The organism is Kurthia huakuii LAM0618 (assembly GCF_000505545.1).
GTDB lineage: Bacteria > Bacillota > Bacilli > Bacillales_A > Planococcaceae > Kurthia > Kurthia huakuii.
The window spans coordinates 228,689-254,065 of record NZ_AYTB01000013.1 but is presented as its reverse complement, the minus strand read 5'-3'; the positions used below and the strand labels follow the sequence as shown (position 1 = coordinate 254,065).

Annotated in this window: 26 protein-coding genes; 1 reads left to right on the top strand and 25 read right to left on the bottom strand. The window is 37.7% G+C overall.

Translation table 11 applies throughout. The features are described 5' to 3' along the window. Nucleotides 1-151: 151 nt before the first annotated feature. Nucleotides 152-1,063 (top strand): C40 family peptidase, encoded by a 912-nt coding sequence (locus tag V514_RS0111185; RefSeq protein ID WP_029500031.1) that lies wholly within the window; start codon nucleotides 152-154, stop codon nucleotides 1,061-1,063. A 314-nt stretch (nucleotides 1,064-1,377) separates the two neighbouring features. On the opposite strand, the gene V514_RS0111180 is transcribed toward V514_RS0111185, so the two are convergent. The 25 genes from V514_RS0111180 to V514_RS0111060 all read right to left on the bottom strand — a co-directional run bounded on the left by V514_RS0111180 (nucleotide 1,378) and on the right by V514_RS0111060 (nucleotide 25,376). After that, nucleotides 1,378-1,698: a hypothetical protein gene (locus tag V514_RS0111180; RefSeq protein ID WP_029500030.1), complete on the bottom strand. Its 321-nt coding sequence runs from the start codon at nucleotides 1,696-1,698 to the stop codon at nucleotides 1,378-1,380. A gap of 25 nt (nucleotides 1,699-1,723) precedes the next feature. Further along, entirely contained in the window at nucleotides 1,724-2,323 is a 600-nt protein-coding gene (locus tag V514_RS19785; protein WP_029500029.1) for a toxin C-terminal domain-containing protein, read from the bottom strand. A gap of 147 nt (nucleotides 2,324-2,470) precedes the next feature. Further along, a complete protein-coding gene (locus V514_RS19780) occupies nucleotides 2,471-3,427 on the bottom strand; it encodes a DUF5776 domain-containing protein (protein WP_029500028.1) in 957 nt (318 codons plus the stop codon). Then, on the bottom strand, nucleotides 3,427-3,690 hold the full coding sequence (locus tag V514_RS0111165) for a phage holin (RefSeq protein WP_029500027.1): 264 nt from the start codon (nucleotides 3,688-3,690) through the stop codon (nucleotides 3,427-3,429). Before V514_RS0111165 ends, V514_RS19780 begins: the two co-directional genes overlap by 1 nt. A gap of 13 nt (nucleotides 3,691-3,703) precedes the next feature. Beyond that, nucleotides 3,704-3,973 (bottom strand): hypothetical protein, encoded by a 270-nt coding sequence (locus tag V514_RS0111160; protein WP_029500026.1) that lies wholly within the window; start codon nucleotides 3,971-3,973, stop codon nucleotides 3,704-3,706. Nucleotides 3,974-4,031: 58 nt separating this feature from the next. Then, a complete protein-coding gene (locus tag V514_RS20545) occupies nucleotides 4,032-4,190 on the bottom strand; it encodes a CD1375 family protein (RefSeq protein WP_200864029.1) in 159 nt (52 codons plus the stop codon). Between the two features lies 1 nt (nucleotide 4,191). After that, nucleotides 4,192-4,533 carry a hypothetical protein gene (locus V514_RS0111150; RefSeq protein ID WP_029500025.1) on the bottom strand — a complete coding sequence of 114 codons (342 nt, stop codon included), beginning with the start codon at nucleotides 4,531-4,533 and terminating at the stop codon, nucleotides 4,192-4,194. A gap of 17 nt (nucleotides 4,534-4,550) precedes the next feature. Further along, nucleotides 4,551-6,992: a cell envelope integrity protein TolA gene (locus V514_RS0111145; RefSeq protein WP_029500024.1), complete on the bottom strand. Its 2,442-nt coding sequence runs from the start codon at nucleotides 6,990-6,992 to the stop codon at nucleotides 4,551-4,553. Continuing rightward, nucleotides 6,970-7,212 (bottom strand): hypothetical protein, encoded by a 243-nt coding sequence (locus V514_RS0111140; protein WP_029500023.1) that lies wholly within the window; start codon nucleotides 7,210-7,212, stop codon nucleotides 6,970-6,972. The genes V514_RS0111145 and V514_RS0111140 overlap by 23 nt, the downstream gene beginning before the upstream one ends. Then, on the bottom strand, nucleotides 7,212-8,762 hold the full coding sequence (locus tag V514_RS0111135; RefSeq protein ID WP_029500022.1) for a gp58-like family protein: 1,551 nt from the start codon (nucleotides 8,760-8,762) through the stop codon (nucleotides 7,212-7,214). The genes V514_RS0111140 and V514_RS0111135 overlap by 1 nt, the downstream gene beginning before the upstream one ends. Next, entirely contained in the window at nucleotides 8,762-11,332 is a 2,571-nt protein-coding gene (locus tag V514_RS19775) for a phage tail spike protein (RefSeq protein ID WP_029500021.1), read from the bottom strand. The genes V514_RS0111135 and V514_RS19775 overlap by 1 nt, the downstream gene beginning before the upstream one ends. Nucleotides 11,333-11,351: 19 nt before the next feature. Further along, entirely contained in the window at nucleotides 11,352-12,995 is a 1,644-nt protein-coding gene (locus V514_RS0111125) for a distal tail protein Dit (RefSeq protein WP_029500020.1), read from the bottom strand. After that, nucleotides 12,992-17,527: a hypothetical protein gene (locus V514_RS0111120; RefSeq protein ID WP_029500019.1), complete on the bottom strand. Its 4,536-nt coding sequence runs from the start codon at nucleotides 17,525-17,527 to the stop codon at nucleotides 12,992-12,994. The genes V514_RS0111125 and V514_RS0111120 overlap by 4 nt, the downstream gene beginning before the upstream one ends. An 11-nt stretch (nucleotides 17,528-17,538) precedes the next feature. Then, a complete protein-coding gene (locus tag V514_RS20765; RefSeq protein ID WP_268744215.1) occupies nucleotides 17,539-17,670 on the bottom strand; it encodes a hypothetical protein in 132 nt (43 codons plus the stop codon). A 47-nt stretch (nucleotides 17,671-17,717) separates the two neighbouring features. Further along, the gene (gene gpG / locus V514_RS0111110) at nucleotides 17,718-18,086 is read right to left on the bottom strand and encodes a phage tail assembly chaperone G (RefSeq protein WP_029500018.1); all 369 of its coding nucleotides are present in this window, start codon (nucleotides 18,084-18,086) and stop codon (nucleotides 17,718-17,720) included. 125 nt (nucleotides 18,087-18,211) lie between these two features. Beyond that, entirely contained in the window at nucleotides 18,212-18,790 is a 579-nt protein-coding gene (locus tag V514_RS19770) for a major tail protein (protein ID WP_029500017.1), read from the bottom strand. Further along, on the bottom strand, nucleotides 18,787-19,167 hold the full coding sequence (locus V514_RS0111100) for a DUF3168 domain-containing protein (protein ID WP_200864028.1): 381 nt from the start codon (nucleotides 19,165-19,167) through the stop codon (nucleotides 18,787-18,789). The genes V514_RS19770 and V514_RS0111100 overlap by 4 nt, the downstream gene beginning before the upstream one ends. A gap of 8 nt (nucleotides 19,168-19,175) precedes the next feature. Then, nucleotides 19,176-19,592 (bottom strand): hypothetical protein, encoded by a 417-nt coding sequence (locus tag V514_RS19765; RefSeq protein ID WP_029500015.1) that lies wholly within the window; start codon nucleotides 19,590-19,592, stop codon nucleotides 19,176-19,178. After that, on the bottom strand, nucleotides 19,592-19,939 hold the full coding sequence (locus V514_RS19095; protein WP_035944684.1) for a hypothetical protein: 348 nt from the start codon (nucleotides 19,937-19,939) through the stop codon (nucleotides 19,592-19,594). Before V514_RS19095 ends, V514_RS19765 begins: the two co-directional genes overlap by 1 nt. Then, the gene (locus V514_RS0111085) at nucleotides 19,920-20,204 is read right to left on the bottom strand and encodes a hypothetical protein (RefSeq protein ID WP_029500014.1); all 285 of its coding nucleotides are present in this window, start codon (nucleotides 20,202-20,204) and stop codon (nucleotides 19,920-19,922) included. The genes V514_RS19095 and V514_RS0111085 overlap by 20 nt, the downstream gene beginning before the upstream one ends. A 12-nt stretch (nucleotides 20,205-20,216) precedes the next feature. Then, entirely contained in the window at nucleotides 20,217-20,636 is a 420-nt protein-coding gene (locus V514_RS0111080; RefSeq protein ID WP_029500013.1) for a fibronectin type III domain-containing protein, read from the bottom strand. A 69-nt stretch (nucleotides 20,637-20,705) separates the two neighbouring features. Further along, nucleotides 20,706-21,815, bottom strand: a complete 1,110-nt coding sequence (locus tag V514_RS0111075; protein ID WP_029500012.1) for a phage major capsid protein — start codon at nucleotides 21,813-21,815, stop codon at nucleotides 20,706-20,708. Between the two features lie 21 nt (nucleotides 21,816-21,836). Then, nucleotides 21,837-22,556 (bottom strand): head maturation protease, ClpP-related, encoded by a 720-nt coding sequence (locus V514_RS0111070; protein ID WP_029500011.1) that lies wholly within the window; start codon nucleotides 22,554-22,556, stop codon nucleotides 21,837-21,839. After that, a complete protein-coding gene (locus tag V514_RS0111065; RefSeq protein ID WP_161630196.1) occupies nucleotides 22,553-23,686 on the bottom strand; it encodes a phage portal protein in 1,134 nt (377 codons plus the stop codon). The genes V514_RS0111070 and V514_RS0111065 overlap by 4 nt, the downstream gene beginning before the upstream one ends. A gap of 7 nt (nucleotides 23,687-23,693) precedes the next feature. Next, entirely contained in the window at nucleotides 23,694-25,376 is a 1,683-nt protein-coding gene (locus tag V514_RS0111060) for a terminase large subunit domain-containing protein (protein WP_029500009.1), read from the bottom strand. Nucleotide 25,377: the final 1 nt, after the last annotated feature.

Below are 25,377 nucleotides of genomic sequence, written 5' to 3'. Positions count from 1 at the left end.
GTTATTCTAGAATGTTCTACACAAAATAGTAGCCCATAACGCGGTTCTAATTAAATCAATCATTTTCACAAGCAATTATGAAATAAGGATTCCTAATAACAAAATTTTGTTATAAAATACCACTAACATCATTAAAGGAGAATTAGCAATTATGAAAAAATTATTTGGAGGCACATTGCTCGCTTCAAGTTTCTTAGCCGTAGCTTTAACGGCACAAATCGAACAAGCGAGTGCCATTAGTTATAACGAGGCGTATTTTTCAAAACTTGAATATAAAGACGTGACACATGACGAAGAACGTCTAATCAATCCAACATCAAGCGTGACAATCCAAGCTGTGGAAAGCACAGATCAATTGCGCAGTACAAGCCTTGTACTATATCCGACCACTCAAACGCTTATTACGCGCGACCGCTCTGGACAAGCGGAAGTAGGGCTTCGTACAACGCGTGATGGCCAGGCGTATGGCTTTGTCAGCCAGTTAAACAAATATTCAAATACGACTTACCGTCAAATTAAGAAAGGGAAAAGCCAAACATTTTATACACCTACAGGGATGAAAGTTGTCGCTGGCTATACATCAAACAACAATTTATTTTTCAAATGGCAGGGCAATAAAGCATTAGTAAAATCCAAGGGTTATACCGTACTTTACAATGACCAAGCACGTAAAGACGATACAGTGCGTCGCTATAATCGTTCAAAAACAAAAACGACCGGTACAAAAACTGAAAAACTATTGCACGAAGCGCGTCGCTTATCCGGTGGACGATACGTTTATAACGGCCAATCGCTATTTTATGGACTTGATTGCGCGACATACACACAAAAAATTTACTTAAATGCTTTAGGTGTTGATATTGGCTCGACAACGAAAGCGCAAGCGGACCGTGCACTCAAAACGCGTTCTGTAAAAAATGCTAAACCCGGTGATATTTTATATGATGGCAAAGGACATGTCGGTATTTATATGGGGAATGGACAAGCATACGATATGCTCGTGGGCGGCGCAAAATTACGACCGCTCAGTCATTGGAAATGGACAACGGCTTTAGCGTACTAACAAAAATTATTATCAAACGTTGATATACAAGCGTTTGCAACGATTCTAACACATAGATGAAAGATAAAATTAACGACATTTAATACATTATTTTGGGGAACTATTGGGGGACGTTTTGAGAACCATCTATAAACTAAAACTTCATCATCGGCAAACAAAGAAAATTAAAGAGTAGTGATTAATTGGAAATTACTACTCTTTTTTATAATTAAGACTTTTAAATTTATTTATATGGATTCTTCGATGTTGAAATAAAAAAAACCCCGCACCTTAACACATGTGGAAAAGATACGGGGATTTTTGCTGATTAGAAATTAATCATCTAAATCATATTCATATATAGGATTCAAAAGCATTAGAACAAATACAACAAAGTTGTTATAACCATCAAATTCTTCTATTTCTTCTAGTCCTTCTTCAAGTTTGAATTTTTTTTCTTTATTTTTTTGAATAAAGCCGATGTATTTTTTAACAAACTCGTCTTCTTCTAAAGAGTCTATGTCAATTAAAATATCTTTATATGCTCTAAGACTTCCCTTATCATAATATTTAAATTCTAGTTGTTCTTCAGGTGAACGACTATTTATGTGTTGTATTTTTCTGTTAATTATATCTTTTATAGTTAAATGTTTCATATAATTATATACCCCCTTCTAATTATTAGTCTCCGATTTTATTTAATTCGGCATCATATGTTCCTGATCTAGTGCTTTTTTTCTTTAAATTTTCTATTGTACTAGCACCTTTCCACGCAGAATCGTCTAAGTGACCAGTCTCATCTGGTGAAATATAGTTTGGTTTACCTGATTTCTTTTTAATAATTTTATATACCGGTTTGTTATGTGATGTATAACTAGTCTTAGAATAACCTAAATCTTTGGCTGCTGCTGTTGCAAACTTAGAACTAGTACGAATTAGTTTGCCAACAACGGATTTCCCCCATTTTTGTACAGCTGATTTTAAACCATTACGTACAATCCACCCTATTATAATAGGTATTAAAGGAGCAACTGCTGCATCTACATCATCTAGAGTATTTTCCACAGAGTAACTTTCTGTATCATCTAGAGTGTTTTCCACAGGGTAACTTTCTGCATCATCTAGAGTGTTTTCCGCAGGGTAACTTTCTGCGATATTCATATCAGAGAAATTATTCTCTTCTTCCATATACTCTGACGCATGTGCTACTCCACCAAAACTTATAAAGATACATGAAACTATTAAATATACTAATGATTTAATAATTAAATTTTTCTTCATTCTTTATAAACCTTCTTTCTTTTCTGATTTTAATGTTTATTAAAAATAAGTATAAATTACCTAAAAACATTACTTACTTAAAAGTACTAATATTTACCTAAAAAGTAAACTATAATCCTTGATAAAAAAATAAGTAATCTTAGAAATTCACAGTTTCTTCACAAACTTAGGTGATGCAGTGATATATAAACCACTTTTTAATAGATACATATCTCCAACTTTTTTAACAACAGTGAATACTTCACATTTATTTACTTGTCCATCTGGATTCGTCCAACGTGCTGTATCATAGTAATTCAATTCGTCCACAAGTACTTTGATTGTGCCAATTGATGTGTGATAGCCTTTTACATTATTCTTGTTTGCAGTGATGTAGCCTTTTGCTGTTTTCAAGCGTGGCGTTTTCCCAGCGTACTCGATTCCAGTGATCGTGAGTCGCGTACCTTCTGGATAACGTTTAATCGTTTTCTTCAATGTAACATCTTCATACAAACCGATTTCTTGTAATGTTACGACACGATCTGGCGTGTACATGTAAAATTTATCGCTTGTGGTATCGCCTTTTAATTTACGTGCCACTTCATTTTTAAAACGTGTCCAGTCGCTCGGACGTGCAACAAATGGTGCCGGGCAATTCTTGGCTGTCACATCATAGTGTCGATATAAATCATGTTGGTTCAAACCATATTTTTTACACAACTCTACAACTACATCGACTGTACGATTAAATGTCGCTGTTGAGATTGAACCATCTTTTTCTAAACACATCTCAACACCTACTGTTGTCCAGTTAGCGTTTTGGCCAAGTTCAGCCGCAGCACCACGATAGGCTTTTCCTTGTACGTATTTTTGTACATCATTGGCTTGATAAGTGAGCTCATGCAATGGCACGATACACAAAGCCTCTTTTGCATCGACAAATACATGTGCACTTGCATAGCGACCTCCGCCACCGTCTTTTCCGTCAAAGTATGATGCATGATTGGCAGCTGATGCACCAGGATTTGCTGTGTAGTGTACGATGATACCTTTTGTCACCGAACGTTTTAACCCTGGTCGGCTAAATTGATTAACGATTACATAATCATTTTTAATTTTTGACATTATTCTTCCTCCTTATTTTTCTCATGTTCATCGATGATTCGTTTCTGTTCTTTTGCCTTCTTTGTCACTACATACGTGTTCTTCCACACACCGTAAACAATCAAAATAAACGGTACTGCAGCAAGTAATGCATTCGTAAATGCTTCAATTGATGAATTTGTAAACCATGTAAATTCAAAACCTAATGTCTGCAAAAATAAAAGGACTGCACCAAGCAATCCTCCAAATAATGCAATGTATTCTTTTAATTTTTCTGCGTTCATAATTTCCTCCTTTTTATTGACCTAATACGAGCGCCATAATCGCGACAATGACTGAACCAATAATTGATGTGCCGGCCCAAAAAATAATTTTATCGTGGCGATCAATACGATGATGCGCACTTTTTGAACTTGCTCGTGCTTCTTCTGCGATGTCTTGTGCTAAATCTGCTTTTGTTTCAGCACGTTGTGCAGTATTGCGTAGTTGATTAATATTGTCTAGCTTAGCGTCAAGACTCCCTAATTTCTCGAAAACTTCTAGCATAACGCTTTTTTCCTCTGCCATGTGACACCTACTTTTCTTCATTTTGACCAAAATAAAAACACCCTAATAGGTGCGATGATTAAGCGTAAATTCCTTCGTGTGTGCCACGGCGTTCTAATTCGGCAACTACTTTATCGCGGTACAATGAAGGTACTAAGATGATGCCTGTTTCTTTTGCTTTCTCTGCGTCCACTGTTCGTAAACCTAATTCAACTAAATCTGCGTAAATAATATACATTTTACATTCCTCCCGATAATACGAGTTCAGCTAGTTCTGCCATGCTCGCTTTAATTGTTGTATTTTCTTTTTCTAATTGTTCGATTCTTTGTTCTGATGTTAATACATCTGACGGTGGCGGATTTGGTGGTTCGTTTTCCTTTTTGATTTTATAATCGTTGTATTCTTGTTCTGTTATTTCAAGTATGTTTGCATTATTATCGAACGTTTCAATGTTGTATTTAATAACAACAAAATTTTCCTCCAGGAAATAAATAGGATTATCGAAATAATAAATATCTAACCCATGATAGTTCACAAGTGCGCTTTCTCCACTTAATATATTTGATACCTTTAAATACATTTAAACCACTCCTATCTTTATAAAATATATGAACCTAATGCAATTTTAGTATTTCTTGCAGACCTTTTTTGTCCTGTTACTGTATTCGCGATGTAAATCTCCCCCATAGAAGTCTTGCCATAGTAGTAAACAATTTCATCTTTTGATGTCAAAACGGCTGTTTCTTGATGAAAAAAACCTAAATCAGCATATAATGTTTTGAAATTGGTTAAAATACCCGCATTAGCCCCGTAAGTGTCGTAAGGATAGATTGCTTTGTCACCGCCCAAATACCATGCAGCTTTAACATATTGAGAATCTGATATTCTGTCACTATTGTTAGCAAGTTGGCTGTGTATGATATTCTTGTTAGAGTTCTCTATTATAAAATAATTACTGTTATCAATATAACAATAGCCATGCTTGGTATATCCTAACAATTTCCCGTATTGTGTTGTCAATTTTAGCGAATAACTAGAGAGTAAATTTCCGTTATAAGAGTATTTCTCAAAAACAAAACCTGTACCAGTGAAAGGGTCACCATTTTTTAAAAAATAGTAATTACTATCACTATCGATTGATGATAATTTATATGATGAGTTTACATCGCCAACAATGTTCAATAAAGTGTTAGACATTGGCTTTATGGTTTTTTCGGCACTACCATTCACACCAAAAATACTTTTTCCACTAACAATATTAGCGCCCACAAGATTAGCGTCACCTTTAATTGTTTGTGTACCTACTAGCAATTGCCCCACTAAAATCTGTTGATCTACAGTTTTCGGAATAAATGTTTCAGCGCCTTTAGTGTTTACTTGCTGCACAACTTTACCACTGCCATTGTGATAACCCTCTGGAATAGTGATCGTGTCATTCGGCGCGATATATTCCGTTATTCCGCCGCGGTTAGCCATCGTACCTGTAACTTTTTGTCCATCAACATAAGCAGTCTTACCGCTTAAAATATCATTTGATAACGCGGTAGCGTCCCCTGTGTTCACCCCACCGCTAGCTAAGAAAAAATCGGCACCATTGTAAACGACGTTATAAACCATGTTCACCCGTAGTTCTGCGCTTTTTAGTTCTGCGCCAGCGAATGATAATAGTTTTTTCGTTCCTAATCCGTTGATATTGACTGTTACATTACCTGTATTAGCGTCACTATTTTTGAACTTCACTTGTAGACCTTCAACATATGACTTTACCGCTGCATTACTAATGATTTTCGCATTTACACCGCTAGAAGCACCACAATAAAATACGTGGCTCAACGAATCAATCAAGTGGTCATCTACTGATTTCTTTAATGTCGCTGTGCTAATTGTACCGCCAGACGTTAATTCAATACCTGTATTCACTGCAACTTTCACTCCGCCTAAAATTCCACTAGTCGCGACAGGTAGCGTGTAATTATTAGCGCCATTTGAGATACCATCAAGTTTTGACTTATCTGCGTCTGTATAATCGTTCGTAGATAAGCCTTTACCTTCCACAGTATTTACTTTTGTAGCTAATCCTTCAGTCAATTCGGATTTTGTTGCAAGCGCCGATAAATCAACATTCCCTACTTTTGTGTCTGTATATGATTTCGCATCAGCAAGCGTTTGAGCATCAGCATTTTTTCGTGCTGTTGCTTCATGATCTAGTCGAGCTTTTAACGTAGCGTGCGTTGTATTTTCATCGTCTGTACGGGCTTGAATTACTTCATCATTTGTATTACCTTCGGTTAATTCATTAAATCGACTTTCCACACTTTCAGCAGTCGATTTCGCACTATTTGCTGTCGATAATGCATTACTGGCATCCGTTTTTGCCTTCGTTGCATCAGTAGTCGCTTGCGTAGACAATGTTTTAGCGCTGTCTGCTTGTGTCATAGCTTCACTTGATGTAGCAGTCGCAGTCTGTGCTACATCTTTCGCTTCATTTGCTACTGCTACTGCATCTGTGGAAGATTGCACAGCTTGATTCGCACTTGCTACCGCACCTTCAACTTGTGATACGGCGTTTTCAGATGCTTCAACAGCTTGTGTTACTTGAGTTTTCGCTTCATCTGCTACCGTTTTAGCATCTTTTGCAATAACTAACGTTTCAGCCATATCATCTAATAATGACTTGATACTGATAATCGGAATGGTTTCCCCAACTTCATTAAACGACTTTTCAATTAGTAATCGTTGTGTACCGGCATTTGGGGCAATGTGTAGCTTATTATCTGCTGTTGTTAAATTGACTTGAATGCTATAAGTACCGGCTGGCAATTCACTTGATAGTGTGAACGAAAATGTATTCATTTCTTCATTTACAATAGGTGTTTCAGTTGAATAAAGTGAGCCATTAGAGCCGATTTGTACAGCGATTGTCGTGAATTGTGATAAATCAATACGTTGCTGTTCTTCGTCTAATACAGCTAATTCAACTTGTGTAGCGTTATCGGTACTTTTTAAAGTATCAATATCATTTACCAGTAGTAACTTCATTTACCTCGTCATCTCCTTCTTTTGCTGCATGTGTAATAGCTTGCTTTAAGGATTGATTTTCTTTTTCCAAGTGTTCAATAATTTCTTGATCCTCTCCTACAATTGCTTGTAATTCTGCAATTAAAATAGCATCATCCGCTTTGGACGATGCCATATTTTTAATCACACGATTTAATCGCGTAATCGTTGCTTCATATTGCTCTGTTGTTTTTTCTGCCATTATGCCACTTTCCTTTCTAGTTCTTCCACACGATGTAGTAGTTGCTGAATCGCGCGACTGTTAAGCCATGTGCCTTGCGCAACTAAAACACCTTCGCCTTTTGTATCTGCAACCTCAACTGGTGCTTCATCTAAAATTAGTCCGACGTATGGGCGATCTATACCTTCAATATCATCTAGATATTGATATTCTGTAATTCGCATACTGTTAATAATCGCTAATGCATCGCCTTCGTATGTTCGGATGTTTTTCTTTAACTCACGTTTTGATGTTTCCACTAATTTTGCGCATGTCATATTCCCTGAAATTACAACATTACCTGTTGTACCACCAATTTTAATTGCGTCACTCCAGGAATTGATATTTGTGCTATTAAAATAAAAGTTCCCAATCCCTGCTGTTACAGCGTTGACACGACTTAAGTCAGCTAATTTTGCATAGATGTCGTACATATTATAATTTTTATCAGATACATAGAGCGAACCGCCTGCTGGATTAATAAAGATATTACTACCAACAGTTGACTCTAAAATAATATTCCCACTCGATGCAAGTACAAGTGAGTTAGCTTGTGATGTATAACCATCAGCAAAAAATTCAATAACACCGGATGCAGAACCGTTATTATCAGCATCCATCCGCGTTGAAATACCTTTTGCACTGTAATAGAGAGCATTCGTATTCCCTCCGTCCAGTTGTTTCATTTTAATATAGCCCACTTTGGCTTCAAGTGAATGATTCCCAGCGTATGTTTTTCCACGCCAGTTATTTGAGAAATAGCCAAAACACGTCATTTGTTGACCTTCAATTTTTGTATAAGCCGTATTCGCGCTATTGGCACTAATAATACGCGGTGCAACGAATGTATCAGCTACTTTTACAGTACCGTCTAAATAAATTGCTTTCCCGGCAATATAAACACCCTTATCAGCTTCAACACTGATTTGACTAATAACATCACCTTTTTGTACACGTAAATTAATGCGGTCGCTCATTTGTGTAATAACAGATGCCGTACCATTGTTGATAGCATTTACTTCTGAACGCAGACCACTAGCTGTTAATGTTAAGTTGGTAATATTACCTTCTGCATTTCCGACTCTTACAACTAAACCATCCATTGATTGAGCAATTACACTAATCCGGCCATCATTTTCTTCATACCAACCAAGCGCTTCAAGCCGATTATCAATGATAGATTGCGTCACAGTGGCAAACGCTGCATCATCCTGTTGATTGCGTTCTTCCACAGTTTGTTTTAAATCATCCATCGATGTATTAATACCTTCAATTTCGTTTAATAATTCTTGGTGTTTTTGTAGCGTATCATTTTTTAAATCATCAATTAAATCAGGATCTAGCTTTTCAACATCGATTTGCTGTAGTACCCATTTCTTGCCATCCCATACATACAACTGTGGCGGATTAGTGGATGTATTCAACCATTGCTGCCCTTCGACTGGAAACGGCGGTGGTGTAGGACCAACGTGAATGTCCGTGTTATTACTAAGTGAAACTTTACTTGTTGCTTTAACTCGTTTTTCCTTCATCACGCACCTCCTGTATATTGCCGAATTGGACGATTATTAGATTGGGCACCAAAACGAATTAATTGAATATCGTTCAATTCAACACTAATTGCGATAACATCGAATAAATCCTCATTAACTGTCCCGATGATACGGCGTTCTTTGTCATCTGCATCACCTGCGGAATAGGAGCAATTCGTTAAAATTGTTGGTGTATTTCCAAAACCTTCACGTTTGGCCACATCGCGGTGTTTGTGCCCGGCAAAGAAACTCATTAATTTACCGGTGCCACGTTCGCTGTAATCTACTTTAATATTAATGGGATAATCGTTATTTTTATTAGCAGTATGCAGCGTATCTTTTGTCGAATCATATGCTGTGCCAGTACGCCATGCATTAAATATGCCGGAAATTACTTCATCATTAATAGCAGTCCATTCGCCGTTATCAACGGTACCATTTAAACCGTTGTGGACGAATACAGCGACACCGTACTCACTTGGTGTTTGCTTTAAAACGTCTGCAACAAATTCGATTTGCGTGGCTTGGAAACCTAAATATTTACGTGATTGATATTTTACTTTTTTTACATCATCGAGTAGGTCATAACGTAAATCCCATGCATCTAATACAAGCACTCGTAACTTTTTATCATCCAAATCATAGTAGCTGTATATTGCGTTATCTTCTGCATTATATTTAATATCATGCTGTAAATATTGGTCCTTCAAAATCATGGCCATTTCCTTTGGTTTTACAAGCCCATCACCTTTTGCGCCATATTGTCGTACATCGCCAAGTCCATTATCATCATGATTTCCTTTTGTAAACATGACTGGACAATCGGATTGATTTAACATAGCTGCTACAGCTTGTAAGTTTGACAACGTGAGCGCCCTAGATGTTTTACCATCCACTAGATCACCACCGTGTACAACTAAATCGCAATCAACTTGATGTGTAATTTCAACAACGTTTCGGATATGGTCCATCGAGCGCAATTTAGATTGTGTATGTTCCATACCGTCTGTTGCATAGTGCGTGTCTGTAATAAAGGGGATAATAACATGTGTATTTTGCAAGGCTTCGATTTTTTTCACCATGTCTTCAATTGCTGTTTTAAAGTAAGTTGTTGCTACAAAATTAAACGAATCATCTAAAAAGTGACAATAAAAATCACAGTTTTTTGCATAATCCTCACCTGTCACTGTGACCGTATTGCCAACGTTTTGATGTGCTACTTCCCATGCTGTATCATGCTCGCCTGTTTTGCGATAAATCTTTTCCCAAACGTATTGTTCCTTTGTGCCGTTCACTCGAATATTATCTTTGTAAACCACTGCTTCAAGTACTGCATCGCCAGTCGTTTGAAGGTAACCGTTACGTGCAATTAAACCGGCGCTTGGACGAATTTCAATGCGATAAACCGGCGATAAACTATTGTTTAGGTCCGTTAAATCTGATTGTATTTTTTTAATTTCATCTGGCGTATTGTTTACTAATTCAATATATTCGCCTAAAACAACTTTATTTTTCGTTGGATCACTAAAAGATGTTTCTTTTTCGATGATCCGCGCACCTACTGTAAGTTCTGGGGACATTTCAAAATCGACTGCTCGTACACTATCACCTAGCCAAACAGGTTCTTCATCCGTATAACCCGCCATTTGATTGAGCAATGCTGTATCAATTTCATATTGGTATTTTGGGCGGTTGCATTCATTTAGTTCTTGTCGTGCTGCAGCATATAAAGCTGATGGTAATTCGATTTCGCTATACTCAACAAACTTCACTAGATATTCGCGGCCACCATTGTATAAATCATTGGCAGCATTATCGTAAATCGTATCACTACCATTATTCATGTCTGTGAATGTAATGCCATCTTTACCACGTGCCTTGATAGCTGTATAAAGCTCTGCATCAGATGCCCTACGCGTGACACCAACTAAATCTCTGCGATATTCAAATCGTTTACCTGTGTCATGTCGTCCACGTTCTTCTACAAGATCAAAACATTTATTGATAATTTTATTCGCATCATTTAATTCTACATAAGCGTCAATTTCCCCACGATAATCTTTACAAATCGTTTGTATCTCCGCTTGCGCTGTTGTGGTGCCGTCAAATTCCTGTGCGATTAATTCGCCCAGATAATCAGATTGTTTAATTTGCCAACCACTATTACTTAAACAATGCGCAAAAGCATCGCGAAAATTGACCGTTCCAATTTTTGCACGTGGCACTAATGTTTTTAATAAATCATGTACAAATGCATTTTCTGCATAAGCTGTTTTCACATGTATATCGCCTAATAATGCATCTTCTACATCGTAAATACGAAACAACCGGTGCTTATAAGTTTCATCTTGAAATACTACATAATTTCCTCGCACAATGTGCTGGGATTCTTCTTCATTTGATGGAACGCTAAATTGATATGTGTCATAAAAATCCTCTAGCTTTTCCATGCGTAGATCATCATAAAAAGGGCAAGAATGTGTACTATCATTACTTAATACTGCAACTGTTTTATAATCATCAGCAGCATAACGACTTGCTGCATCTGCTTTTAAAATGAGTAGATTCATCGGTTACCTCCTTTCTTTTTTATAATGCTGTTGGGCGTATATGCATAACCCAATCAAAACCTTCTGCAAATACAATTTCATCTTGTACACCGCCTACGAGCTTAATAAAGTCGGTGCCAATATGCATTGCATCCATAAATAACTGACCATTCTTATAAATACGACCACGTTCACAGTCAAAAATAAGTTCATCGCCTTCCCAGATAATGACCTCTGGTGTGGACGATAAAATTGTATCTTCTTTAATTTCAGCACGTTCATACACTTTTAAATCACAGAACGCTAAATAGTTAGATTTGTAGCTAATTCCTTTAGCATCTTCTGTAATTGAACGTTTGCCGGCATATAACACGAAACCGGCTAAGTCTTTTTTAAACGTATCAAATTCATCTGTCCACATGGATTCCCAACGATTCAATTCATTCCGATTTTTTGTATCTAATTTAACGACTGTTGCAAAAAATTTGTTGCCGACTTTCTCAATTTCGATATAACCATAAAAATCTGTTAAGTCATTCGTGCTGTTATTTTCATTGAGTGTTTCTTTTAGCGTGACATAGCTATACGTTACTTTTCCTTTTGAGTCCGTTTTTTTCACTTTCTGTTTTTTAGAAAGCGCAACGGCTTTTTTATTTTTAACAGTTGGTTTGAATTGGCCAACGCTTTTGATGCTGCCATCTGAACGGTATACTTGTACATTAATTTCTTGTTCGCTACCTTCACCGTTATCCTTAATGCCCAACTTACCAATTACTTTACTGGCACTGTCTAGTAAATAAAGTTCCAATTTGTTTTCAGCGCGCTTGTAATTATTCATGGATTGTATGCGCCATGTAACTTTCCAGTTAGCGACTTGTTTCGTCATCATACGTTTGAGTGCTGGGCCATACCATTCCGTACTTTTACCAGTGTTTTCACCAAAATCTTGTACATTGATGTCGTCATCAGATTGTTGGAAGTACGAGCCTTTGCCCACAGTACCATTGTCTACTTGTGTAAATGTTTCGCTCGATTGTCGTTGCCATAGCGCCATGTTTTGTGCGGTGTCAGTCATGATTGGTGTGTAGATAGTTGTAGCAGTTTCACCTGTTTCCACATCGACTTTACCTCCGACATAAACAAACTGGTCTACAGTCGATAAACCGCACCATGTAGCGTCTTTTTGAGCGATTGCATGGATGACCGGAAACGTTTGTTTTTGTCCTCTTGGCGTAAATTTCAAGATATTATTGACGATGTTATACGTCATTTGTTCACCATATTTCAATGGATCCGCACAAGTAAATGTAAGAGTTACCTTATGGTCATAGCCGTTAATCCATTCAAAATCAGAAATGCCGGTAAACTGTCCATAATATGTCCACTGTGCATCTGTGTCTAAAACAAGTGGTTTCTCTACAGGTTCTTGTAAAATGACTAGATTCTCTAAATATAATCGTTTCTCATTGAAATCTTCTTGTGAAGAACAATAAAGGCTCACGTCTAATGTAATCTGACGCGAACCAATATCATTGCCCATATTTAAAATTCCTAGTCGACCAGGTACATTCACGGTTTCTGGGGAAATCTCTGGCGGAGAAACAACTGCATCATTTAAAAAATAGCCTAGTTGTTTCATGTATGCCCCGTCATAAGTAAAGGACGGCTCTGCTGTAATTATCATATTGTCACTCCTTTCGCTCGCATGCTCATGCGCTCATTCGTTTGATTGATACGATTCACGACATTCGCAATTTCCTTTCCATCAATTTGAATGGTAGTGCCCGATGCAAGTAAAGCAATTAACGCATCTAATTTCTTAGATGTTTCAGTACCTTGCGCCATAATAGCAGCTACGATACCTTCCACAGATGATGCAGTAGAAGTGGTTGCTTTATTTCCATTCAAATAGTGACTAGCTTGTGCAAGTAATTGCATGGAACGTCCTCTTTTCGCCCTATCAAGTGGAATAATAGCTTCTGGCCCATCTTCTCCAACTAGCCCCATATGTGCTTTTGTGACAATACCACCATTTGCATAAGGCTTAACACGTCCACTACGTGGCGACCAACCTTTACCTTTGCCGGCACGTGTGATTGCTTGGTACCAATCTGAAACGTTAAATAGCGCGAGTAACTGATCGTACCCACTAAATATATTTCCATGACCTTTGATTTTATAGTTATCAAATGTCGATTGAATGAATTGAAGTAACCCTTTTGCTCCGCCCGAACCATTATGCGTATTTACATCGACAATCCCTTGTCGAATCGTTGCATTACCACCGGACTCTGTTTGAATTTGTTCAAGTACTTCATTTAACCCTTGTTTCGAAATTGCACGACCATAGATAGCTTGGTGAGCTTTTTTGATTTGTGGAATCCATGCCTTTGCACCGCCAGAAACATTTCCTGCAGCACCAAAACTTCCTTTGGATGCCTTTGCTTCAGCCGGCGATTTTGCTGATAAGTGAAGGTGATTCATATGCCCGCCATACGGGAATTTTTTAAACTCGCCACCATTTTGACTCCATTTATCACTTCCGATTACATACTTAAGATAAGGGTGACCTTGTAAGGACTTCGCCATTTGATAGTAGGAATTATCACTAATGCCACCACGTGCTAAGTCTAATCCTAATCCATAAACGTGGTCTGATTTCGTACCAGCTTTTGTTGTTGACTCGTTACGTTTCCCGTTTGAAATATAAAGCGACGGATACTGCGATTTAAATTGATTTACGATTTGTTTACCTAAATCATATAGATAATCATATACGCCCATTTTGTTACTAATTTTATTAAAATCACCTGTAAATGGTGACCAAGAACCAAAATCAGCGCCACCGCCCATTGAATCGGCAATGTTAAAGACAAAATCTTTTGCTTTATCAACCATCATTTTCATCATGCCATTAAGCATTGATGGCACCATGCCAGACGAAAATTGGCTAGGAATAACATTACCAATTACGTTCATCAAAAGTTCTTTTACTTTTTTTGGACTTGTTACCCAATCCCAAATTTCTGTAGACCAATCTTTTACTTTGTTGAAAGCTGATGAACCTACATCTTTAGCACCTTGCCATAACTTTGATGCACCCGATTTTGTAGACGACCATGCGTTTGATAATGTGTCACCAATACCATTTTTGTATTTTGGAATTAACCCACGTTGGGCTAAGTCGCGTGTTTTATGCCCAGGTAACACTTCGGCACCTTGTGGAAGATTCATGACCACATTTCGTCCTTTTGGCACGAATGTTTGGCCATTTGGCAATGCTACTAACTCGCGATAGTTACTACCTGGTGCATCGTTGACCATTGCTAAACCACCATCGTGCCCGCCATTTGGTGTACCTTTCGCATACTTTTCTAATTTGACTTCTTTCAACTTAGAATCATCAGCGCCAACCCAGCCCATAACTTTATTGACACCGCCGACTACTTTGTTCAATCCCCACTCAACGCCACCGATTAACCCGTTAAGCATTTTTTTACCGCCTTTTTTTAGTGCCCCGGCACCTTTAGCGATAACATCTGCCATTCGCTGTGGCATTTTTTTAACGTGATCGATCATATTATCTACTTTATCAACTGTTAATTTTTTAATAGCTGTCCATGAATTTGACATGGCTGTTTTTACATTAGACATACGAGTTTTAATAGCAGTATAGCCATTTGTGAAAAAGTTCTTGGTGCTCGTCCACATCGATGATACTTTATCTGTTGCAGACTTTTTGATATTTGTCCACGTGTTGACTACGGTATTTTTAGTGTTAGACATGCGTGTTTTTACGGCGTTGTAACCTGTCGAGAATAAATTCTTCGTACTCGTCCACATGCCTGTTACTTTAGTGACAGCCAATTTTTTTGCATTTGTCCAAGCATTTGAAATGGCATTCTTCGTACCATCTATCTTCGATTTAACGAATGTATAGCCTGTGCTAAATGCTCCTTTAATATGTTTCCACATTGCCGATACCACACCACGGACACCCATTGCTTTAAGCGTATTCCATGTCGTGAGCAAAGTGTTTTTTAGTTTATTAATAAAATTACGGAACGTTTCGGAATGTTTATAAGCGAGTTTAAAGCCAGAAACAAGTAGCGTAACACCACCAATTACAAGACCAACTGGACCAAGTAAGGTACGGAATGCCACGCTTAACCCTGTTCGGATAAATGGTGCTAAAAATCTTGCAACACTTAAAACTTTTGATAGCCCGGTTCCTAGCCATGAAATTGGTTTGTACGCGATGTCGATAGCTTTACCTAACCCACTCATAACCGTACTCATAGATGGTAGGAAGGAAACGAGTAATTTTAAACCACTAAATAATCCTTTAACAGCATTCCAAGCAAGTTTAATTGGCATAGCTAATACTTTAAAAGCGATCGTTAAAGGCCCCATTGCAACCGCTAATATACCCGCACTAATTGCGATTTTTTGTTGTGTATCAGATAATCCATTGAACCAATTAATTAACTTTTCAATATAAGGAAGGAGTCCTTCAGCTATTGCTGCACCTGTATTCATTAAAATAGTTCCAAGTGGCAACAACTCTTGTTTCAACTTATTATAAGCAGCAGTTAATCGAACAATCGCTTTTTCTTTTTCTTTACTTACTAAATCATCAGCTTGTCCTTTTTCTGCTTTACCACTTTTTTCTTTCGCATTGAAAATACCATTGATTGAATCCAAATCAATATCTTCACCTTGCGTCCCGAAAATAGCTGCCCAAAAGGCTTTCTTATCTTCTTTTGGTAATTTATCAGCCTTTTTCTTTGCTTCCATCATGAAAGCTTTATAATCAATTTCACCAGCTTGGAACTTTGCGTATTCTGTACCTAAACCAAATTCTTTGTATGCATCAGCACCATCACCGACTACTTTCTTTTGACCTTCAGCAAGTAAATCGAGTGTTTTATCACTATTCCATGCACCGGATTTCATCCCACCTTCAAGTCGCGCAATGATTTCATCAATGCTCAATCCACCATCTTTTAACTGGGGAATATACTCCATTGCTTGGTCAAAATCTTCAATACCTGTTTGAGCAATACGTTGTGCATAGTCACCGGCTTGCTCAATGGTCATTCCAAATTTTTTCTGAAGCATAGAAAGGACATCGACAATCTCTTTGCCTTCTAAGTCACTATTTTTCGAAATAACTGTGGCATAATCAATTGCTTTTTGTTTATCTTCATCTGCAATTCCTCGTTGCTCGGTACGTGCAGCAATATTGGTTGTTTCATCAAGATCCGTAGTTAAACCAGCTGTGTACGTTTCCATGATGTTCTTTTTCATTTTCTTCAATTTTTCTTCAGAACCATTTACTAATGTTTCTAATCTTGATTCGATATTGTCAGTTGCATTTGAAATATCGATAGCAAGCGCCCCCATGGCCGTTCCCACGCCTGCAGCAGCTGTAGATAATCCCATTAATGGCCCACTCATACCGCTAATTTTATCGCCTACCTTAGAAAATGCTGAACGTAGCTTACTACTACTTTGCTGTGCTTCATCCATTTCTTCTTGTAAACGATTCATAGCGCGTCGTGCTTCATTATTCGATGTTTCTAAATCGCGTACACGTGCTACCTGGCGACGATATTCTTCGCTATTTTCACCGTATTGTTGCTTTAAACGTTGCATCTTTTGTTTTTCTTTATCGATTAAACGCGTTCGTTCTTCCACAGCTCTGTCAAGGCCTACATAATCGGCTTCAAGCGCTTCAAGTTCTCTGCCCTGCGAACGTAAATTTGCAACAATTGAACGATTTTCAGTACTCAAAAGGCTAATTGATTTACGCAATTCATCTGTACCGTCACGTGCATCCGTTAATTGCGATGTAACACGATTTAATTGTGCTTGATACTTTGCTTGTTCTTGCACTGTTTTGTTGATTTGACGCGCTAATTCTCGTGCTTTTTCTGACGATTCCCCAGATGCTGCCACTTCGTCTGCATAGGCTTGTTTTAGCTTATCGATTTGTTTTGCGTTGAGCTTCATGGAGTCACGTAAACCATCATAATTTGCTTCAAGTTTTCCGATTTTATCATCTAATGTATCATAAACAGCCATTTCAGCTTTCATTTTTTGTTGATTTTGTTTCAATGCTTTTTGCATATCTTTTAAACTATTTTCAAAACCAACACTGGAAATATCGACTTCGATAATCATCTGCCCTAACGGTTGTTCATTGCTTGCCATAATGCACCTCCTTACATAAATCCTTTTAAGGCTTCATACATACTGCCGACCTTTTTTTCTTCCTTCTTTTCTTTGTTGAAAAGTTCGACTAAATGAAAGAAATCGGCATTTGCTATATCTTGATAAGCCATGCCGTTTTCCATAAATGATTTATACAATTTATCAATAGTTTCTAACGATGCTTCATACGTTACTTCTGCATGTATTTCATCATTTTCGCCATTTTTTTTTCTTCGTCTTTTTCTAGTTCTTCGACACCTAAGATTTTTTCAAAAATGTTTTTGATTGTTAATGCGCCAGTCGATGCATCCAGGCCTTCCCAAATATCATCCGATGTCACTTTAAAAATGTCTGCAACAAATTCGATTTGTTTATCTAAAATTGCCACTTCATCTGGCTCTTTTTCATTCGCCATTTTTTCTAATTCTGCTTTTACTTTTAGCGCATCGCGTGTTGTTTTAATCGATACAAAATCTAACTTACGTGTTTCATATTCAAATTGTTCTTTACCGTCCACAATTTCTTTTCTCTTCATCAATTTTAATTCATATAAAGCCATGTAATAGCCCTCCAGTATGTTTTAGATAAATAAAAAAGCACCCCAAAACGGAGTGCTTCATTGAGTTTTCATTTAATTATTGCCACGTAATCGTAGCTTGCTTTGCCTCTGGCGTAGCGCCTACATTAAGCGCCTTCGCTGGGGGTAGCATTCGGAAATGCTTTTGCGCGTAGTGCTGCCACTTGTTCTGCGCCTACTGCAATTCCGTAACCTTTTTTATCATCGCCAACAACACACGACATTGTGTATTCTTCCTCTGGCAATTCTTTGTTTTCACCTTCAAGCGTTTCACCTTCGAGTGAGTTTCGTGACCATGATCCACGGTAAAGTGCAATCGCATATGGTTCGCCTTGCGGTGTTTTGTCATAAAAGATAACTGCTGTGTAAGGTGCTTCTGTATCATCGCCACCTTCATAAAAACCTTCTAAAGATTTTGCGATACCCAAGATTGTCATTTCTAAATCTAACGGCACATCGATTGCTGATAATGTAGCTGATAAGTCCCCGATACCACGTTTTGCTGTACGATATGGAATATTCGAACCAAATTGCTTCACAGCTTCAGCAGTTAAACCTTCTACACTAAATGAACGTGTTGCCCCTTTATCCGTCTTACCTTCAAGTGTGAAAATCTTTTCATCTGTTGTTTTAAAGTTTTCATCTAATACCGCAATTTCTGCTTTTTCAAATCCTACTGCGTTCATTCATTTTCCTCCTTTTGATTAAATAAAATAGCGCTATATAAACGTGTGTTTACGTAGCGCTTTGTTTCCTTAAAATATGTGTCCAGTCCACCGGCTTGTTGTTCAAATCCAAGTGTCCTCATAACTTTTCGTACTTCATATGCTAAAGAGTCCCGGACTCCTCGGCTTGTTGCTTCCACATTAATCTGGTAGTAGTAGCTTTCACTATGGTTGATGTTACTGCCATAGCTACTTGGTTTGCTTGGCTGTGACGGTGTAATAATAATAAATGGACTGAATAAATCGCCTGTTTCTGCGTATTCGTAAGGTTTAATTCGGTCACCACAACTTTCTGCAATGAGCGTATTCTCACGTAACGCATTATTAATTTCCATCATCAAATCCCTCATAGACGTTTCGCCATCTCCCTTCGCATTGCATCAAATACTTCCTGTTTTTTAGTTTCCATAGCTTTTGCGATTTGCTTGTAACCACCTAATTGTGGACCGTAAAACTTCCCATCACGCTTATATCCATTCTCATTCAAATGGATAATACGATAACGCTCTAACGGACCATTCCAACCAATCTGCACAGTCCGCGCACCGCGTTTTGATTTTGGCTTGCTCATCACAGTCTCTTCAACAGTTGCACCAATTGAATAATCACCTAAGTTACTTGATAAACGCCTAGTAACTTCTTTCTTCAATACGGTTGCACCGGCAGATACAGCTGTATCTGTTAGCTTTTTAAACTCTTTTTCAGTCATCATTTGTTTTAAACGCTGTTGGATTTCTGCTAAACCATGAAATTCTACACTCATTAAACCACCGCCAATACGATGTTAATAAACCCTAGTGATTGTGCATCTGGCCTTACTTCAACGATATTCCAAACCTTGCCGATATAACGATAATGGCCAATCTCTGCAAAATGTTTACGGTCTGGAATATAATCCATCAGTGGATCTCGGATATTAATCGTGATTGATTCTTTTGCATGCACCGTTTTTAAGATTTCTAAATCCTTTTGACTGGATGCATAGATTTCACAAAAACAATAATGTAACGTTTCCTTTTCTTGTTCTCCCGGATTGAAACCTGGTACAGGCTCATAACTAAAGAACGTGATAGGTGTCCGTAAATCACCGCTAGTAAGTTGTCGTGCCATCTTCAATCACCTCATAAAGTTCAAATTGTAGCGACTGAATTTGAGATAAAAAATTAGTGTCAAATTCTTCGAGCTTATCGTTATACACATAGCGTGAGCGCTCCATAACAAGCTCTCTAGCACGTTCATGCGATGCTATGTCGAATTGACCGCATTTTACTTTTAAATCCTCTACAGATGCAGAAATAATGGCTAGTAATGTTTCATCCTCTGCCGTGTGGAAGATTTTCATGCGTTTTTTAAATGCCTTTAGTAATTCGTCCATCTAATCACTCCTTTATGCAGTAGGAGTCGCTTTAACTGCAGCAGATTTTGATGACTCACCCTTACCATTTTTAGCAGTGGCTTGAATCGTATATTCGGTATCTGCTGTTAAACCTGTAATAGTACCTGTTTTAGATGTGGTATCTTGCGTTTTAGGTGTTGTGCCTTCTGTGTAATGCACTGTATAACCAGTGATTGCTGTACCATCATTTGTACCGTCTACAATTGTGAAGTCAATAGCGCCAACTTTTGCTGTAGCCGTAACAGTTGGCGCACCGGGCACAATATCCGTTGTCGTGAATTTAACGGAACCCTTAGCCCCGTTGTCCTCGACTTCCACAGTGTATGCTGTATTCGGTGTTAAATTTTGCAAACTAAAAGGCGATGTAGCATCTGTCGACACCACAACGCCATTATTTTTAATCGTAGCCATTACTTAACCTCCCATGAAATATTGGCACTTTTAGCATTCGGGCTAGCCGACACGTTTAATGAGCCGGCATTAGCTGGGAATTGCAAGTGTCCAAGTCGCCGCAGCCTTATCATCTTTCGCTTTACCATATGCAAATTGTTTTGCTGTGTATAAATCTAAATCTTCAATAGCCAATGTTTGATCATATTTACGAAGTGTAATCCCGCCACCAACATAAGCATCGTAACGACCTTTTACAAATGTTAATACCGTACCTGTTTTTTGCGCAACAGATTCAATAATTTTCAAGTTGAAAGGTAGTGCTGTTACATACACGCCATTTGCATTTAGTGATGTATATTGCGCTTTTACATCCCATGCATCTGCTGGATTAACTACCATTACAACTAAGCCATCTACTAATACGGCTTTTCCTTTTTCATCTGTTGAATGGTGCTTATACACCGATGTTAATTCTTTAACAGTTGTTTTAGAGTCTGTAAATGTTAATTCGCCTTGGGCTGTTTTTTCAGGATAAACACCACCTACAATAGAAACACCTTCTTGTACTTGGCGGTTTAACCCCACCGGCTTATCGTTTCCATCACCGGCAAGAAACACTGCTTCAAGCGCCACAGCAAATGCTTCATCAATTTGAGCTGATACAAATGCGGCCACCCACGCTGGACCAAAATCTGTTAAGTCTTTTGGTACGACAACAAATGCTGTTAATTTATGTTGGATTGCTACTTCATCGTTGAATGTTGCATCTAATTGACCTTTAATATCCCCAAAGATTTTACCCCATACTGCTGCACCAGAGGTTTCTGATTTCAAGAACTTTAAGCGTAGGCCGGCATTCTTTAAACCAATTTCAGCTAATAACGGATGGGCCGTTGTTAAATCTTCAAAGATGCGGTCAATTGTTTCTTCTGGTAAAAGCGTTTCTTCTTTGTAGCCTACTTCCGTATTAATCGCATTGAAAAATTTGCGCTCCTGTGCAGTCATTTTTAATTCAGCCGGTGTTTTGGCAGCAAATTTTTCAGCTTCATCGCGCGCTTGTTTTTTTGTTTCTTCAAATAATTCATTAATCATTTCAGCATATAATTCGCCTTGTTTTTCTTCTGATTCACCGTTTTGTACGGCATTTAAGAAGTTTTGGCGTGCTGTTTTAAAATCATCTGTTAAATTAATTGTCATGTATATGACCTCCTAGTTAAATTAAAAAACGAACCGTCCAAATCCTGTATTTTGAGGTTTTGGTGGCTCGTTTTGTGTATTCATTTTTTCGATTACTTTATTTACGATTTCATCCATGTCTACATTCACATTTACAACAGGTTCTTTATTCATGATTGTTTTCATACGGTTGATGACTTCTGGTGATAGACCACCGCCTGTTGTTGCAACAAGTTTTGGCGCATTCTCAGAAAACATTACTTCATCTGCAAATCCTAGTTCAACAGCTTGTTGAGCCGTAAGCCATGTTTCTTTATTCATTAATTCTAAAATATCGTCTAACGGCTGATTTGTTTTATCTACATAAGCGCTCGCAATTGATTCATTGAATCCCTTTAATACATCAGCTTCATGTTGCATTGCACGATTGTCACCAGCTACAAAGCTCGATACATTGTGAATCATAATTTGTGCTGTAGGGCTGATTGTTACATGACCGGCCATCGCAATAACAGATGCTGCAGATGCTGCAATCCCCACAATTTTAATATTTACCTTACCAGGATATTCTTTTAATGCTGTATAAATTTCGCTACCAGCATATACGTCACCGCCACCAGAATTAATAATAACGTCTAGATCTTCATTTGTTGAAGGTAACGAATTGACAATATCCTTTGGTGATGTGCTATCCATATCTAACCAATCATAAATCCATTTATCATCATTCGAAATGATGGCACCCATTACTTCTAATTTCATTCACTTTCACCTCCCTTTGCTGTATCTACTTTTTCATAGTTTTTCGTAAGCACATAAACATCTAACTCTGGGTCATCAACACGATCAATGCCAAATAATTCTCGCACATCATTTCGACTGAAAGCACCGGACGCAATCAATTTATCTACAGCTTCTGAATTTTGAATGACATCATGAATAGCAATTCCACGCAGCTGGATTTTTTCATCTTTTCCTAGCTTGATTTTTGCATTCAATTCATCTTCAACCTTCTTTAAAAGTGGTCCTAAACAAAACTTCACATAGGCTTTCATCGCATCTTCTAATTCGGCTACATCACCATGAATCAGATTAACGGGAATACCCAAGATATTAGCCACATTATCAATTAATGCACGTTTTACCTTTTCAGATTCATCAATACTTGGACCAGATTTGCTACCATCTGCATACTCCGTATAAGTAGAATTTTTAAAAATGGGGAATACAGCGACCATACTTTTGTTAACGACATCTAACGTTCGCCTGATAACATCTTTCGGTTTATCAAGATTTTTAGGGTCATTGATGGTATCGAAAGAAAAGGACCCTCGAATTTGATAGCCACGTTTAGATGCATCAATAAGTGCACCGAATAAATCCGCATAATCATTGGTTAATCCATCTAAAAATTTTGATAGATGGGCATTGTTATAAGTTAAGTAAATAACTTCATCCATATTCCATTTTTTATTCGTAAACGTAAAATCTTTGATGCAAACTTGTTCGAATGTATCTGGATATAGAGCGCGTTCTATGCGATGAAAACCATCCGCCACCAATAATTGTTTTTCGTATGGAATAATGAGCACTTCATTTTCTCGAATTAATTTATTGATAACCGTCTGCCAAAAATCAGATGCACTTTCATCTGTATTTGGGCGTATATTAAAAATCCTATCCAAATCACTATCTAGCAGTCGTTTTTTTCCTCGCATATGTTTAAATTCCGTTTGAGATACAGATCGCGCAATAAAGTTAGAACACGTTTCAACTGCTAATTCCTTGAGGTAGGTTCGTTGTTCAATTTCTACGACATACTCTAAGTCCAGCATTTCTCCTAATTCCTTGTGCCGATTAAATAAAAAATCAAGGACTCCGATATTATCCACCTCCCTCCTATGCATAAAAGTCGCTATATGCATCAAACGTTGAATCCATGTTGATTTCATCTAATTCATTTGCACGATAAAGCGCATAAACAAATGCTTGGAATCCATCTGTTTTTCGTTTTACTTCTTCTTTCTTCAAAAATTGTTTACCATTTGACGTTTCCTTTACATACACGTTGTTGGTATACCAGCGCATCAGTGGATTGTCTCCAAAAATAAATTTATGATTGGCAAACCCATCTTCAACTCGCGGTGCCATTAATGGGTGAATACTGGTAGGGCGCTTAATGCATTCCACTTCAAAACCGGCTTCTTCTAGCAATGGCCGTAGAATATCTAATTTGTAGTTATCCGCTACAATCTTTCGAACACCATACAATTCACGCATCTCGATAAACCAATTCACAATATGCATAGGATTTAACGATGGCTCGTCTACCACTTTTAATAATCCTTGTTTTTCCCACTGTTTGATCGGTGCGCGTTTTTCAGTACCTATATCACTGGCACTGTTGGAATAGCCATAATGGACATCACAGAACTGCTTACAGGCAAAAGAGAATGTTTTAAAGGTATATTCTTCACCTTTTTTAAAGAGCAATCCACATGCTGCAAAATCTCGGACACTCCCAAAATCGAGCGAACCAATAGGGACATGATCCAATTCAAAAAATGGGCGATTCGTTGCGGTAATTTCTTCTTTGGTTGCAACCGAATTTTCCATATTATCCTCTAAGAAGTTCATGCGTTTCGTAACAAATGCAGAACGTCCAGAAGGTTGTTTAGCCAACTTCTCGTATTCTTTATATACTTTTGTATATAAACGCTTCCCTCGCTTGTTTAATGGCTCCTGTAACGCCGGATTAGCCTTTGCCCATACTTCTGGTTTATCTAATTCTTCAATGCTATCTAGTTCGCAGATATAGGGGAACAATCCTCTAAATGGTGTATGGCCATTTAATAAATCTTCACACTCACGATATTTAATATCGAAATAACCTTCACGTACAAAACCTTTTGTACCAATAAAGAATTGACGACCACAATCGACTTTACCTAGACCACCAGAAAAGACATCCACAATTTCAGTTGTCTCCATTTCGTGGTATTCATCGTAAATAACTGCTCCCTCACGTCCACCATCTTGTGAGCTGGCATTACTTGTCTTGTATTCAAAAACACTTTGCGTTGTTAATCCGGTGATGCTACTTTTATACGCTTCAAATTCCTCTAATAAATCTTCATTGTCTTTCTTATTAATGACACGATAACATTCCTGGAAACTACGTTTTGCCTGCTTTTCCGAGTTGGCCACAATGGACACGTCATAATAATCAATGCCATGTAGCTCACTAATAAAATAGTTGGCCAATGTCGAAATAAAACCATTCTTACCGCCACCACGGCCCATGTTAATAACAAATTCATCGAATACCGGTTCATCATCTTCCACGTAAAATAAAAAGATGAACGGGGCTATAAACGTTTCCCATTCATCTAATTCAAAATACCAAACTTGGCTAAATTCAATATAGTTATTAATTTGTTCTTCGTTGAAATAATACAAGTCATCACGTGGTAGAATCATCGTTTCAATTAAGGTTAATAATTGCTCACGCTTTTTATTTAAAAGTATCGCTCCATCTTTCCACTTTTGTATGTAGCTATCTACATAATCATTTTGCAGCATC

Bases quoted from the DNA above. Each gene is read 5' to 3' on its own strand.
- V514_RS0111185 (WP_029500031.1), top strand. From the start codon at position 152: ATGAAAAAATTATTTGGAGGCACATTGCTCGCTTCAAGTTTCTTAGCC.
- V514_RS0111180 (WP_029500030.1), bottom strand. From the start codon at position 1,698: ATGAAACATTTAACTATAAAAGATATAATTAACAGAAAAATACAACAC.
- V514_RS19785 (WP_029500029.1), bottom strand. From the start codon at position 2,323: ATGAAGAAAAATTTAATTATTAAATCATTAGTATATTTAATAGTTTCA.
- V514_RS19780 (WP_029500028.1), bottom strand. From the start codon at position 3,427: ATGTCAAAAATTAAAAATGATTATGTAATCGTTAATCAATTTAGCCGA.
- V514_RS0111165 (WP_029500027.1), bottom strand. From the start codon at position 3,690: ATGAACGCAGAAAAATTAAAAGAATACATTGCATTATTTGGAGGATTG.
- V514_RS0111160 (WP_029500026.1), bottom strand. From the start codon at position 3,973: ATGGCAGAGGAAAAAAGCGTTATGCTAGAAGTTTTCGAGAAATTAGGG.
- V514_RS20545 (WP_200864029.1), bottom strand. From the start codon at position 4,190: ATGTATATTATTTACGCAGATTTAGTTGAATTAGGTTTACGAACAGTG.
- V514_RS0111150 (WP_029500025.1), bottom strand. From the start codon at position 4,533: ATGTATTTAAAGGTATCAAATATATTAAGTGGAGAAAGCGCACTTGTG.
- V514_RS0111145 (WP_029500024.1), bottom strand. From the start codon at position 6,992: ATGAAGTTACTACTGGTAAATGATATTGATACTTTAAAAAGTACCGAT.
- V514_RS0111140 (WP_029500023.1), bottom strand. From the start codon at position 7,212: ATGGCAGAAAAAACAACAGAGCAATATGAAGCAACGATTACGCGATTA.
- V514_RS0111135 (WP_029500022.1), bottom strand. From the start codon at position 8,762: ATGAAGGAAAAACGAGTTAAAGCAACAAGTAAAGTTTCACTTAGTAAT.
- V514_RS19775 (WP_029500021.1), bottom strand. From the start codon at position 11,332: ATGAATCTACTCATTTTAAAAGCAGATGCAGCAAGTCGTTATGCTGCT.
- V514_RS0111125 (WP_029500020.1), bottom strand. From the start codon at position 12,995: ATGATAATTACAGCAGAGCCGTCCTTTACTTATGACGGGGCATACATG.
- V514_RS0111120 (WP_029500019.1), bottom strand. From the start codon at position 17,527: ATGGCAAGCAATGAACAACCGTTAGGGCAGATGATTATCGAAGTCGAT.
- V514_RS20765 (WP_268744215.1), bottom strand. From the start codon at position 17,670: ATGGAAAACGGCATGGCTTATCAAGATATAGCAAATGCCGATTTCTTT.
- gpG (WP_029500018.1), bottom strand. From the start codon at position 18,086: ATGGCTTTATATGAATTAAAATTGATGAAGAGAAAAGAAATTGTGGAC.
- V514_RS19770 (WP_029500017.1), bottom strand. From the start codon at position 18,790: ATGAACGCAGTAGGATTTGAAAAAGCAGAAATTGCGGTATTAGATGAA.
- V514_RS0111100 (WP_200864028.1), bottom strand. From the start codon at position 19,167: ATGATGGAAATTAATAATGCGTTACGTGAGAATACGCTCATTGCAGAA.
- V514_RS19765 (WP_029500015.1), bottom strand. From the start codon at position 19,592: ATGAGTGTAGAATTTCATGGTTTAGCAGAAATCCAACAGCGTTTAAAA.
- V514_RS19095 (WP_035944684.1), bottom strand. From the start codon at position 19,939: ATGGCACGACAACTTACTAGCGGTGATTTACGGACACCTATCACGTTC.
- V514_RS0111085 (WP_029500014.1), bottom strand. From the start codon at position 20,204: ATGGACGAATTACTAAAGGCATTTAAAAAACGCATGAAAATCTTCCAC.
- V514_RS0111080 (WP_029500013.1), bottom strand. From the start codon at position 20,636: ATGGCTACGATTAAAAATAATGGCGTTGTGGTGTCGACAGATGCTACA.
- V514_RS0111075 (WP_029500012.1), bottom strand. From the start codon at position 21,815: ATGACAATTAATTTAACAGATGATTTTAAAACAGCACGCCAAAACTTC.
- V514_RS0111070 (WP_029500011.1), bottom strand. From the start codon at position 22,556: ATGAAATTAGAAGTAATGGGTGCCATCATTTCGAATGATGATAAATGG.
- V514_RS0111060 (WP_029500009.1), bottom strand. From the start codon at position 25,376: ATGCTGCAAAATGATTATGTAGATAGCTACATACAAAAGTGGAAAGAT.